The organism is Paraburkholderia sp. C35 (genome assembly GCF_003121405.1).
In the GTDB taxonomy this organism is placed as follows: Bacteria; Pseudomonadota; Gammaproteobacteria; order Burkholderiales; family Burkholderiaceae; genus Paraburkholderia.
This window is the reverse complement of record NZ_QBUY01000007.1, coordinates 178786-190645: the sequence shown is the minus strand read 5'-3', so window position 1 is coordinate 190645 and position 11860 is coordinate 178786. Positions and strand designations below refer to the sequence as shown.

General features: G+C 63.0%; 9 protein-coding genes, 1 pseudogene and 1 riboswitch. Of the genes and pseudogenes, 6 read left to right on the top strand and 4 right to left on the bottom strand.

Annotation, left to right across the window (positions count from 1 at the left end; translation table 11 throughout):
* Positions 1 to 145: 145 nt before the first annotated feature.
* Positions 146 to 1075 (bottom strand): annotated as a pseudogene (locus tag DK391_RS07335) (LysR family transcriptional regulator).
* A 200-nt stretch (positions 1076 to 1275) separates the two neighbouring features.
* On the opposite strand from DK391_RS07335, the gene DK391_RS07330 reads away from it, so the two are divergent.
* From DK391_RS07330 to DK391_RS07315, 4 genes are read left to right on the top strand one after another with little or no spacing between them, the layout of a single operon-like run.
* Positions 1276 to 2484, top strand: a complete 1209-nt coding sequence (locus tag DK391_RS07330; protein ID WP_109477329.1) for an amino acid aminotransferase — start codon at positions 1276 to 1278, stop codon at positions 2482 to 2484.
* An 11-nt stretch (positions 2485 to 2495) separates the two neighbouring features.
* On the top strand, positions 2496 to 3281 hold the full coding sequence (locus DK391_RS07325) for a class II aldolase/adducin family protein (protein WP_109477328.1): 786 nt from the start codon (positions 2496 to 2498) through the stop codon (positions 3279 to 3281).
* Between the two features lie 21 nt (positions 3282 to 3302).
* Positions 3303 to 4286, top strand: coding sequence for a 2-dehydropantoate 2-reductase (locus DK391_RS07320; protein ID WP_109477327.1), 984 nt, complete (start codon positions 3303 to 3305; stop codon positions 4284 to 4286).
* A gap of 40 nt (positions 4287 to 4326) precedes the next feature.
* Positions 4327 to 5526 (top strand): cytochrome P450, encoded by a 1200-nt coding sequence (locus DK391_RS07315; RefSeq protein ID WP_109477326.1) that lies wholly within the window; start codon positions 4327 to 4329, stop codon positions 5524 to 5526.
* 44 nt (positions 5527 to 5570) lie between these two features.
* Here the strand turns inward: DK391_RS07315 and DK391_RS07310 are convergent, their stop codons facing one another.
* From DK391_RS07310 to DK391_RS07300, 3 genes are all read right to left on the bottom strand, one after another.
* Positions 5571 to 6491 (bottom strand): pyridoxal-phosphate dependent enzyme, encoded by a 921-nt coding sequence (locus DK391_RS07310; RefSeq protein WP_109477325.1) that lies wholly within the window; start codon positions 6489 to 6491, stop codon positions 5571 to 5573.
* Positions 6492 to 6608: 117 nt separating this feature from the next.
* A complete protein-coding gene (locus DK391_RS07305) occupies positions 6609 to 7610 on the bottom strand; it encodes a sodium:calcium antiporter (protein WP_109477324.1) in 1002 nt (333 codons plus the stop codon).
* 50 nt (positions 7611 to 7660) lie between these two features.
* A riboswitch (yybP-ykoY riboswitch) is annotated at positions 7661 to 7850 on the bottom strand.
* 94 nt (positions 7851 to 7944) lie between these two features.
* Positions 7945 to 9813 (bottom strand): ABC transporter ATP-binding protein, encoded by a 1869-nt coding sequence (locus tag DK391_RS07300; protein WP_109477323.1) that lies wholly within the window; start codon positions 9811 to 9813, stop codon positions 7945 to 7947.
* Between the two features lie 513 nt (positions 9814 to 10326).
* Between DK391_RS07300 and DK391_RS07295 the strand changes: the two genes are divergently transcribed.
* Both DK391_RS07295 and DK391_RS07290 read left to right on the top strand, forming a co-directional pair.
* Positions 10327 to 11382 carry a phytoene/squalene synthase family protein gene (locus DK391_RS07295; RefSeq protein WP_109477322.1) on the top strand — a complete coding sequence of 352 codons (1056 nt, stop codon included), beginning with the start codon at positions 10327 to 10329 and terminating at the stop codon, positions 11380 to 11382.
* A gap of 102 nt (positions 11383 to 11484) precedes the next feature.
* Positions 11485 to 11823, top strand: coding sequence for a DOPA 4,5-dioxygenase family protein (locus DK391_RS07290; protein ID WP_109477321.1), 339 nt, complete (start codon positions 11485 to 11487; stop codon positions 11821 to 11823).
* Positions 11824 to 11860 lie beyond the last annotated feature (37 nt).

Sequence of the window (11860 nt, the reverse complement as noted above, 5' to 3'; positions counted from 1 at the left end):
TGCTTACTTTCTTTGCGGCGGCAAAGAAAGTAAGTGCCGCCCCGCACAGGGGCAACACTAGCAGACCACTAACAAAAAGCGGACGCCACCACAGATGACAACCCTAACAGACCACTAACAACAAAACGCGAACGCCATCAAAACCTCAACAACCTCCACCCTGCGTCTCCCGCCCCCAACCATCGAGGCACACAGTCAAAAACTCAGCAAACCCATCCGCCGAAGGCGACAACCCTCTTTCGACTGGCCGATAAACACACACTTCCCGAATCGTCTCAGGCTCAACCACGCGCCGCATGACAAGCCCAAACGTCTGCGCCAGCGGCTTCACATAAAGCGGCGCGAGCGTCACCGCAATCCCTTGCGCTGCCAACCCAAAAGCAGTCGTCACGTTATCGACCACCTCAACCGGCGCAATGCGCGAATCGGAAGGCTCATCAGCCAGCATCTGCGCGACACTCGCCTCATGATCGCGCCCGGTGGCAACAACTGGCGTGCCGCGCAGATCGACCCACCGCAAGCGGCGCTTTCGCGCCAGCGGATGCTGCGCCGCACACCACAGCACCCACGGGCTGCTAAAAACAGGCTCGCGCTGTACGCGATCACCCGTCGCGCGATCAGGCCCGACTGCAAGATCGACATCGCCGCTAGCGACGCGATCGACAAGTTGCTCTACGACCGTATCCACGACGCGCACCACCACTTTCGGCTTTTGCGCTGCATACGCCGCGATCGCATAGGGAATCGCCGTGCTCGCCAGCACCAGCGGCGCGCCCACACGCACGATGCCCGCCGCACGGTTGCGAATGTCGCTCGCGGTCTGCTCGGCCGCGCGGAGGTATCGCAGCACGGATTCCGCAGAGGAGAGAAAATCGCGCCCAGCCGTGGACAGGCTCACGCGCCGCGTCGTGCGATCGAATAGCCGGAAGCCCAGTTCGCGCTCCAGTTCCGCAAGCTACTGGCTCACGGCAGACGATGTCAGCCCCAGCCGCTGCGCAGCTGCCGCAATGCCGTTCTGGTCGACTATCGCGAGAAATGCCTCGAACTGGCGTATGGTGATGCGTGTCAGGGCCATCCGTCGATTCTAAAGCGAAACTTACGAATCATCCAAAAACCATTGATTGTGACAACACGCACTTTTCGCCACACTGTGTCGCACGCGTCGGCCTTCATGACGGACTGTCACGCACGATAACGCACGACCTCTCGCAACATCCAGCTACGCTGGAAAGCAAACCAGACACATCACATAGAGATAGAGATAGAGACACAACCATGTTCGAACACATCCCCGCTTATCCCGGCGATCCGATCCTCAGCCTCAACGAAGACTTCCAGCGCGATCCGCGCACGAACAAGGTCAATCTGAGCATCGGCATCTACTTCGATGAGAACGGCAAGCTGCCCGTGATGTCGTCGGTGCGCGAAGCGGAAGCCGCCGTCGTTGCACAAGGCACGCCGCGTTCGTATCTGCCGATGTCAGGCCTGCCCGCATATCGCGACGCCGCGCAGGCACTCGTATTCGGCGCCGACAGCGCAGCTCGCGCGGCGGGTCGCATTGCCACCGTGCAGACGGTGGGCGGGTCGGGCGCCTTGAAGGTCGGCGCGGATTTCCTGAAGCGCCACTTCGCAGGTTCGCAAGTGTGGCTGAGCGATCCCAGCTGGGAAAACCATCGCGTGGTGTTCGAGGCAGCAGGGCATACCGTCAACACGTATCCGTACTATGACGATGCAACGGGCGGGCTGCGCTTCGACGCGATGCGCGACACGATCGCTGCGCTGCCCGAACGCAGCATCGTGCTGCTGCACGCGTGCTGCCACAACCCGACAGGCGTCGATCTGACGGCAGACCAGTGGCGCGAACTGGTGCCCGTGCTGCAGCGTCGCAAGCTGATCGCATTCGTCGACATGGCATATCAGGGCTTCGGTGATGGCCTCGAAGAAGACGCCGCCTGCGTGCGTATGCTCGCCGACGCCGACGTGCCGATGATCGTCGCGAACTCGTTCTCGAAGAACTTCTCGCTGTACGGCGAGCGTTGCGGCGCGCTAAGCGTCGTATGCAAGGACGCAGCGGAAGCGCAGCGCGTGCTCGGCCAGCTGACCTTCACGATCCGCGCAAACTACAGCAATCCGCCGATGCACGGCGCGCGCCTCGTCGCAGGCGTGCTCGGCGATGCAACGCTGCGGGCATCGTGGGACGACGAACTGCGCGTGATGCGCGATCGCATCCACGAGATGCGCCATGCAATTCACCAAGGACTGGCGGGGCGCGTCGATGAAGTGATGCGCGCGCGTTACATCGCGCAGGTGGGCATGTTCACGTACACGGGTCTGTCGGCGGATCAGGTCGAAACGCTGCGGCTCGAGCACGGCATCTATCTGCTGCGTTCGGGACGCATGTGCGTCGCCGGCCTGAATCGCAACAACGTCGCTTACGTGGTGTCGGCGATTGCGACCGTGGCCGGTCCGGGCGCACGCGGTTAAGGAGGCACGAGATGGAGATCATGGAGCGAGACAGGCAAGACACCGTTGCGGGCATGCATCCCGACGAATGGCAGGCGCGCATTCAATTGGCCGCGTGCTACCGCGTTTTCGATATGCTGGGCTGGACTGAACTGATCTACAACCACATCACGGTGCGTCTGCCCGAAACCGTGACTGGCGGAGCGAAGCAGTTTCTGATCAATCCATTCGGGCTGCATTACAGTGAGGTCACCGCGCGCAATCTGGTGAAGATCGATGCGCAAGGGCGCATTCTCGATGGCTCGACGTACCCGGTGAATCCCGCCGGCTTCACCGTGCATGCCGCGCTGCATGAAGGCATACCCGACGCACATTGCGTGATGCATACGCATACCACGGCGGGTGTGGCTGTCGCGTGCTCGGAAGACGGCTTGCAGCAGACCAACTTCTATAGCGCGCAACTGCATGAGCGCATTGCATATCACGACTTCGAAGGCATCACGATTCACGCAGAGGAAGGGCCGCGCCTCGTCGAACATATCGACACGAAACAGGCGGTGATTCTGCGCAATCACGGGCTGCTGGCGTGGGGCACGACCTTGCCGCAGGCATTCGCGATTTTGTGGACACTGAACCGCGCATGCGAGATTCAGGTCGCGACGCTGGCGATGGGCCGCGCGCGGCCCGTGCCTGAAAACATCGCCGAGCAGTGCTCGCGCGACGCGCTGCAATTCGACGCGCGCTATGGCGCAGGCCAGGATGTGTTCGATGCGCTCGTGCGCAAGGCCGATAGAATCGACGCGAGCTATAAAGACTGAGCAGACCGAGGAAGAACCACAATGAAAGTATGCATTTACGGCGCGGGCGCGATCGGCGGATGGATGGGAGTGAAGCTCGCGCAGGCCGGCTGTGAGGTGAGCGTGGTCGCGCGCGGCGCGACGCTCGACGCGTTGCGCGAACATGGCTTGCGCCTGATCGAGAACGGCGAAACGCAAACCGTCCAGGTGCAAGCCAGCGACAAACCGGAAGCGCTCGGTCCGCAGGATCTCGTGATCGTTGCGGTGAAAGCGCCCGGCATGGCGAGTGTCGCGCAGCACATCGCGCCGCTGCTCGGCGCACAGACGCTGGTGCTGACGGCCATGAACGGCGTGCCGTGGTGGTTCTGCGACGGTCTGCATGGCGAGTTCGCGGGCGCGCGTCTCGCTTCCGTCGATCCCGATGGCTCGATTGCCGCCGCGATTCCCGCCGACCGCACGCTCGGATGCGTCGTGCATGCGAGTTGCCGCGTCGATGCACCGGGCGTGATCGCGCATCATCAGGGACGTGGGTTGATCGTGGGCGAAGCGAAGGGGCGCGCCAGCGAGCGCGTCGCCGCTTTGGTCGAACTGCTGCGCAAGGCCGGTTTCGATGCAAACGCAACGGAGCAGATCCAGCGCGATGTCTGGTACAAGCTGTGGGGCAACATGACGATGAACCCCATTAGCGCGATTACGGGCGCGACTACGGACAAGATTCTGAGCGATCCGCTCGCGCGCGATTTCGTCACGCGCGTGATGCTCGAAGCGAAGGCAATCGGCGCACGTTTCGGCATTCCCATCGAGCAGGCGCCGGAAGACCGCCATGCCGTCACGCTGAAGCTCGGTGCGATGCGCACGTCGATGCTGCAGGACGTCGAGGCGGGCAAATCAGTCGAACTCGACGCGCTGGTGGGTGCGGTGTGCGAGCTTGGGCAACTGACGGGTGTCGATACGCCCTACGCGAATGCGCTATTCGGAATGGCTCGTCTGCACGCTCAGGTGCGTGGGCTGTATCCTGTCGGCTGACGCAACGTCTTAAATAACCTAAAGCCCCACGCATCAAAGCATGAACTTTTCCGATCTGTCGTCGCCGGCTTATTTCGACAACCCGTATCCGCTCTATGAAGGCATCCGCAGCGCGGGCGCCTTCGTGCCGCTCGCGCCCAGCATCATGCTGACGGGACGCCACGCCGTCATCGACGCGCTGCTGCCCGACCGCCGCATGGGCAAGACCTACATGCCGAGCGTGATCGTGCGGTACGGCGAAAGCGCGCGCGAGCAGCCGGTGTTTCAGGCGCTGGAACGCACGTTCCTGATGATGAATCCGCCCGCGCACACGCGGCTGCGCGCGTTGCTGATGAAGGCGTTCAATGCGCGGCAAATCGAAACGCTGCGCACGATTGCCGAAGAAAGCACCAACAGCCTGATCGACGCGATGCATGGCAAGACAGAAGTCGATCTCGTCAGCGAGTTCGCGATGCCGCTGCCGTTGCAGATCATCTGCCGGCTGCTCGACGTGCCTGTCGAAGACGGTGTGCGCTTCGGCGAAGCGGCGAGCCTGCTGGTGTCGGCGTTCGACCTCGCGCCACTTTCTGCTGATGCGCTCGCGCGCGCGAATCAGGCGGCGCTCGATCTCGAACAGTATTTCCGCGCCGTGATCGCGCAACGGCGTGTTGCGCCGGGGCACGACATCGTGTCGTCGCTGATCCAGGCGGAAGAGGGCGGTGAGCGGCTGTCGGAAGATGAGATCGTGTCGAACGTGATCCTGCTGTTTGTTGCAGGACATGAGACCACGTCGAACATGCTCGGCAATGCGCTGATCGCGCTGCATCGGCATCCAGCGCAGTGGGAACGGCTACGCGGCGATCTTTCGCTGGTATCGAAGGCCGTGGCCGAATGCGCGCGTTACGACACGGCCGTGCAAATGGTCGTGCGGACAGCATTCGACGATATCGACGTCGGCGGGCAGACACTGCCGCGCGGCTCGATAGTTTTCATGCTGCTCGGCTCTGCCAATCGCGATCCGGAACGTTTCGACGCGCCGGATACGCTCGATATCGGACGCGAGCCGTCAGGGCATCTGCTGACGTTCGGCGCGGGCATTCACTATTGCCTCGGCGCGCGGCTCGCGATGATGGAACTGGAAATCGCGCTGCATGCGCTCCTGACGCGTCTGCCGCAACTCCGGCTGACGAATCTCGATACGCTGCAATGGCGCAGGCGGAACAACCTGCGCGGCGTCGAGAAGCTGACTGCCGCGCTGTGATGCCGTGACCGGCTAGCGAGGCAGATGTGAGCGTCGCGCGACGCTCACATCATCTCGCGATGCCAGCGCTCCAACTGCTCGATGGTCGTGCTCGCGCCGCCGCACACGATCACCAGCACGCTCTCGAAGCGCTGCAGTGCCGCCGTCTGCCGATACACCAGCGCGAGGCTCGCACCGCACGCAGGTTCGACCAGCACGCGGTGATCGTCGACGAAACGACGCGATGCATCCACGGCTTCCGCATCCGATACCACCACACATTCGACAGGATGCGTCTGCGTGAGCACAAACGCCTGCTCGCACACCTGCTTCGCGCCCAGCGAGGTCGCCACGCTGGTAATGCCCGCCAACTCGATACGCTTGCCCGCGCGCACCGATTGCGCCAGCGACGACGCGCCTTCCGTTTCCACTGCGATCAGCGGCACGTGACCGAGACCGTTACGCCGCAAGCCTTCGATCGCACCAGCCATCAGGCCGCCGCCGCCCACGGAGAGCACGACGGCATCGAACTGTGCGCCGGCGCGCACGACTTCATCGATCATCGATGCGTGGCCGTGCCACAGCAGCGGATCGTCGAAAGGGTGGATGAAGGCATCGTCGGGACCGACCTGTTCGAGCGCGAACGCGTTCGCTTCCTGCCAGGTCGCGCCGTGCACGATCACGTCCGCGCCTTGCAGGCCGATCAGTTCTTTCGCCCGCTCGCCCGTGCTTTGCGGCACGACCACAGTGACGGGAATGGACAGCGCGCGGCCCGCATAGGCGACGGCAATGCCCGCATTGCCACCCGACGACGACACGAAGCGCCGCTTGCCGCGCTTCGCGTGCTCTTCGCACGCGTAACCGATACCGCGGATCTTGAATGAGCCGGGCGGCTGCAGCGCATCCATCTTGAGCAGTACGCGGCGGCCCAGATGCTGGCTGAGCGGTTGGGATTCGAGAAGAGGGGTATCGATATGCAGTGTCATGGCAGTGTGACCCGATGCGGCGCGAGGCGATGCTCGCCGAATCAGCGATGATAGCAAGCCAGAACCGCTCGCGGAGGGCGCGATGACAGCGCCCTCCAGAGCATGCTCGATATGCGCTTACCGCAGCGCGAAGAGCATGATCGCGAACACGCCATACAGGCAGCCGACATAGGCGAGCCTGCGGCTCAGCACGCGCGGCGCGCGGAAAATCCACTGCAACGCGACGATGGCCAGCGCCGTGACGACGGCAGCGAGAATGGACGGCGAGGCCAGGTGCCACGGCGTGAAGAACAGGCCGAACGCGGTGGGAATGGTCGCCTGAATCATCATGGCGCCGCTGATATTCGCGAGCGCGAGGCGTTCCTTGCCCTGTCGCACCCAGATCACGGCGTTCATGATTTCCGGCAGTTCCGTCGCGATCGGGCTGAACAGCAGCGCGGTAAGCTGCGGATCGATGCCGAGCCACGGTCCGACGATCTCGATCTGACCCACGAACAGATGCGACGCGAAGAAGATCACCACCAGCGCGCCGATTGTCTGCGCGGCGATCCAGAACATGGCGGGATTGGCGTCGCGCGGACGCAGCTTCAGCGGCTCGAGTTCTTCGTGATCGCCTGCGTCGCCTTCAGCCGTGAGTTCTTTCCAGCAGTAGAACGCATACGCGGCGAGAAACGCGAGTCCGAGCACAGGCTTGAAGCTGAATACCACGAGGCCCAGCCCAATCTTGACGACAAAGATGGCGAGGAACCAGATCTGGTCGCGACGCAGACGGCGGGTGTCGGCATCGACGGCGTTCGCGCGCATCTTGCCGACGCGCTTTGCCGTAGCAAGCAGCGCGATGCCAACCACGGCATAGGCGATCGTACTGAGCGCCAGCGGACCGCCAATCGCGGCGCCTATGCCGATTTCCTTGGTTGCAGGTGAATTGCCGAAAGCCACGGCGACAAGCGTAACGACGCTCTCGGGCAGCGCAGTGCCGAACGCAGCGAGGATCGTGCCCGTGGCCGTCTGGGTCATGTTCAGCTTGTTGCCAAGCCACTCGACACCGTTGACGAACACTTCGCAGGAAATGTAGATGACGCCGGCAGAGGCGATGAGCAGGGCGAAGGTCAGAATCATGACGGACGCCCCGAAATGCGGGAAAGGGGATTATTCGACAACTTGTTATCTCCACGAGCCGGGCACGCAAACCAATGACGCGCACCTTCGCCCGGCTCGGGAGAAAGGAACGCGTCAAAGGTCTCGCCAGGCCGTGTGGGACGGCTGCCGACGCCACGGCACGAATGCCGAATATGTTGACGACGGCGCTGCACCGAAAGCGGCGCAGCAGACTACTCCCCTAAGACTCTGCAATTATAGCGCACCGTTAGCGCCGCGAAAGCAAAAATCGCGCGAAGGGAAGCGGCGCCTGAGTGTCACGCTTGTGTCACTCGTGCGCCGCTTCCCCTCAACCTCATTTACCGCCAATAAGACTCGAGTCCGTGGCAAGCCGCTCGCCGCTGCGCACCGGGCCATCGTCGAGCAGACCCTTGGTCAATTCCAGCGCCTGGCGTTCGAACAGACGCCGGTACACGCCGTTGTCGATGCGGATCAGTTGCTCGTGGCTGCCTTCCTCGACCACGCGGCCCTTGTCGAGCACGAGCAGCCGGTCGAGCGCACGCACTGTCGACAAGCGGTGCGCGACCACCAGCGTCGTGCGTCCGACCATCAGCCGTTCCATCGCCTGCTGGATCAGCACCTCGCTTTCGCTGTCGAGGCTCGACGTCGCTTCGTCGAAGATCAGGATCGGCGCATCGGCGAGAAACGCGCGCGCAATCGCCACCCGCTGACGCTCGCCGCCCGACAGCTTCACGCCGCGCTCGCCGACCAGCGTGTCGTAGCCCATCGGCAGCGCGGTGATGAACTCGTGCGCGCTGGCAAGCTTCGCTGCCTGCACGATCTCATCGAACGATGCACCGGGCCGCGCGTACGCGATGTTCTCCGCCAGCGAGCGGTGGAACAGCACCGGCTCCTGCTGCACGATCGCGATGTGCTGGCGCAGCGACGCCTGCTGCACGTCGGCGATGTTCTGCCCGTCGATCGTGATACGGCCATCGTCGATGTCGTACAGACGCTGGATCAGCTTGATGAACGTGGTCTTGCCCGAACCCGAATGTCCGACCAGACCGATCCGCTCGCCCGGCGCGATACGCAGCGAGAAGTCGTTGTACAGCGGCTTGCGCTGCACGCCGTAGCGGAACGTCACGTGCTCGAAGCGGATCTCGCCTTGCTTGATGTCGATCCCGCGTGCGCCAGGCTTGTCTTCGATGCCGAGCGGCTCGCGTTCGAGCGCAACGAGTTCTTCCATGTCGTTGACCGAGCGCTGCAGGTTGCGCACGTGCATGCCGACATCGCGCAGATAGCCTTGCAGCACGAAGAACGTGGTCAGCGCATATGTGATGTCGCCGACGCTCGCTTCGTCGCGCAGCCACAGCAGCAGCGCCGCGCCGAGAATCGCCGCCTGCATCAGCGCGAGCATGCCGCCTTGCACGCCGCCATTGGTCGTTCCACGCTGCCACGTGCGGCGTGTGCGCAGACGCCATTTGTCGATCACGTGTTCGAGCCGCGCTTCCTCGCGCTCTTCGGCACCAAACGCCTTGACCACCGCGTTGCAGCTGACGGCGTCCGCCAGCGCGCCGCCCATGCGCGTGTCCCACAGATTGCCGAGACGCGCGGCGGGCGCGACATAGCCGAGCGACAGCGCGACCGTCACCACGACATAGGTGAGCGAACCCACGCCGACCACGATGCCCATCACAGGCCAGTGAATGCCGAGCAGGATCGTCGAGCCGGCGAGCATCACCAGCGACGGCAGCAGGGCGATCAGCAGCGTGTCGTTGAGCAGGTCGAGCGCCCAGATGCCGCGCGTGATCTTGCGCACCGTCGAACCGGCGAAGCTGTTCGCATGCCAGTCAGTCGAAAAGCGCTGCACGCGATGAAACGCACTCGCGCAGATCTCGCTCATCATCTTGAGCGTCATTACGATGATGGTGCGGTACACCAGTTGCCGCAGCAAAGTGCCGCCGATGCCGAGCGCAATCAGCGTGAAGAACGCCACCAGCGCCGGATGCGAAGCGACGTCCTTGCCGAGCGCGCTGCCCGACGCGAGCGCGTCGACCAGACGCCCGGCGAAGAGCGGCGTCAGCACATCGGCGAACGCAGCCGACAGCGCGAACAGCAAGATGGCCACCACGCGCGCGGGCTGCTTGCGCCAGTGCTGGAAAGTGAAGCCAAGAACGCTTCTGAACGCTTGCGCGCCAAAGTCGAGTTTTTTGCGAGCCATGTATGTCAGCGTGCGGCGCGAGGCGGCGCAGCGCTATCCAGTCAGGAGATTCGGAAACGGACGACCGTTGCCCGCCAACGCGCGGCGGCGACAAAGAAAACCGGTAGTCGGATAAAGGCGCAGGCGCTTGCGAGCCAGCGCGGACGGCAACCTAAGCCAGAGAGCCTGGGAAGCGTCGCGACATCCCACGAGAGACTGCTGTGATGTACGTGATGTGCATTTAACGCCTCCCCTGGGTGATTGAATGGATGAAGAAACACTACGTTGAGGCTTGAATTCTAGCAGGAAAGCTTGCGCAAGGTGATCGCAATCTGCTTTGTCCCGACGCGGAGTGTTGGTTTTATGCGCGCTTCATCGAATGGCCCGAATGCTGCGTCGCAGCCTGTCACGCGCATGCCGGATACAATGCGGCAGCGCCGAACAAGTCCAACTCCGCGTCCCGTGCCGAACGAAGCTGATCGAGGCTGATTGAAGCTCATCGCTACCGGGATGCCATCTGATCGACTTCAACACATGTCCAGTTCCACCCGGGCCTTCTTGCTTGGCCCGTTGCTCAAAGGGGTTTCCCGTTCGTTTTATCTGACGCTGCGTATTCTGCCTGCCGGCATGCGCGATCCGATCGGCCTCGCGTATCTGCTCGCGCGTGCCGCCGATACGATCGCCGATACCGCGCTGATTCCGCCGGAGCAACGGCTTGCGTTGCTGCTCGCCTTGCGCGAGCAGGTCAACGGCGCAACCGACGACGGCGCACTCGCGCGGCGCCTCGCCGATGAAGTAGCGGGCCAGCAGACGCAATCGGATGAAAAAGTGTTGCTCGAATCGATTGCGCCCGCGCTCGGCGTGCTGCAGCAACTCGACGCAGCCGACCGCGCTGCCGTGCGCGAGATCGTCACGACGCTCACGACCGGCATGGAATTCGATCTGCGCACGTTCCCCGATGAACGTTCCGGTGAGATCGTCGCGCTGCGCGAATGGGATGAACTGGATCGTTATACGTATCTGGTGGCGGGGTGTGTCGGCGAGTTCTGGACGAAGATGACGTATGCGCATCTGCCCGGCACCTTGAAAACCGATTCCGCGATCATGCTCGAGCGCGGCGTGCGTTTCGGCAAAGCGTTGCAGATGACCAATGTGTTACGCGATTGCGGCAAGGACTTGCGCATTGGGCGCTGCTATCTGCCGTCGGTGATGCTCGATCGCTATCAGCTGACGCCGCAGAGTCTGCTGGCGCCGCAAGCGTCCACTCGCGCACAGCCGCTGATGCACGAACTGGTGCGCAAGTCGCTCGATCACTTTCGCGCGGCGCTCGATTACACGTTGGCCATTCCGCGTTTTTCGATGCGTCTGCGGCTCGCTTGCGTGTGGCCGATCGTGATCGGTCTCGAAACGCTGCTGCTGCTCGTCGATAACGCGCACTGGCTCGAACCCGCCAAGGTCTCGAAGGTTCAACGCAAGCAGGTGTACGGCATTCTCGCGCGCTCGCTGCCCGTGTCGCTGTCGAATGCGATGCTGCGCGAATGGATCGAGGGGCTGATCCGCGCGATCGAGGCGCGCATCGAATCGCGCTGAACGCGGCTTTCACTCAATCGCGGTTTGTTCATACGTCGTTCGAAAGTCTATGATGAACGTCGCACAAACCCAGGCAAAGGGCGGCAGGAGCCGCAACCGATCATGACGACCATCGTCAACTGGCATGCACATGTGTACTTCGATCAGTCGACGCGCGACACCGCGTGGGCGTTGCGCGAAGCCATCGAAGCGCAGTTTCACGGCAGGTTCGATATGGGGCGCTTTCACGAACGCCCCGTCGGCCCGCATCCGATGTGGTCGTATCAGCTTGCGTTCGGCCCGGAACTGTTCTCCGAGCTGTTCGCGTGGCTCGCGCTCAATCACGGCGCGCTCGACGTCTTCATTCATCCGAACACGGGCAATGCGCTGGAAGATCATCGCGATCGCGCGGCATGGATCGGGCGTTCGCATCAGCTGAATCTCGCTGCGCTAGGCGGATAACGGGCGCGTGGTCGCGCGTTTCGATGCGCGATTGCAG

Coding starts and splice junctions, on each gene's coding strand:
- DK391_RS07305 (WP_109477324.1), bottom strand. CDS start 7,610: ATGATTCTGACCTTCGCCCTGCTCATCGCCTCTGCCGGCGTCATCTAC.
- DK391_RS07290 (WP_109477321.1), top strand. CDS start 11,485: ATGACGACCATCGTCAACTGGCATGCACATGTGTACTTCGATCAGTCG.
- DK391_RS07295 (WP_109477322.1), top strand. CDS start 10,327: ATGTCCAGTTCCACCCGGGCCTTCTTGCTTGGCCCGTTGCTCAAAGGG.
- DK391_RS07315 (WP_109477326.1), top strand. CDS start 4,327: ATGAACTTTTCCGATCTGTCGTCGCCGGCTTATTTCGACAACCCGTAT.
- DK391_RS07310 (WP_109477325.1), bottom strand. CDS start 6,491: ATGACACTGCATATCGATACCCCTCTTCTCGAATCCCAACCGCTCAGC.
- DK391_RS07320 (WP_109477327.1), top strand. CDS start 3,303: ATGAAAGTATGCATTTACGGCGCGGGCGCGATCGGCGGATGGATGGGA.
- DK391_RS07330 (WP_109477329.1), top strand. CDS start 1,276: ATGTTCGAACACATCCCCGCTTATCCCGGCGATCCGATCCTCAGCCTC.
- DK391_RS07325 (WP_109477328.1), top strand. CDS start 2,496: ATGGAGATCATGGAGCGAGACAGGCAAGACACCGTTGCGGGCATGCAT.
- DK391_RS07300 (WP_109477323.1), bottom strand. CDS start 9,813: ATGGCTCGCAAAAAACTCGACTTTGGCGCGCAAGCGTTCAGAAGCGTT.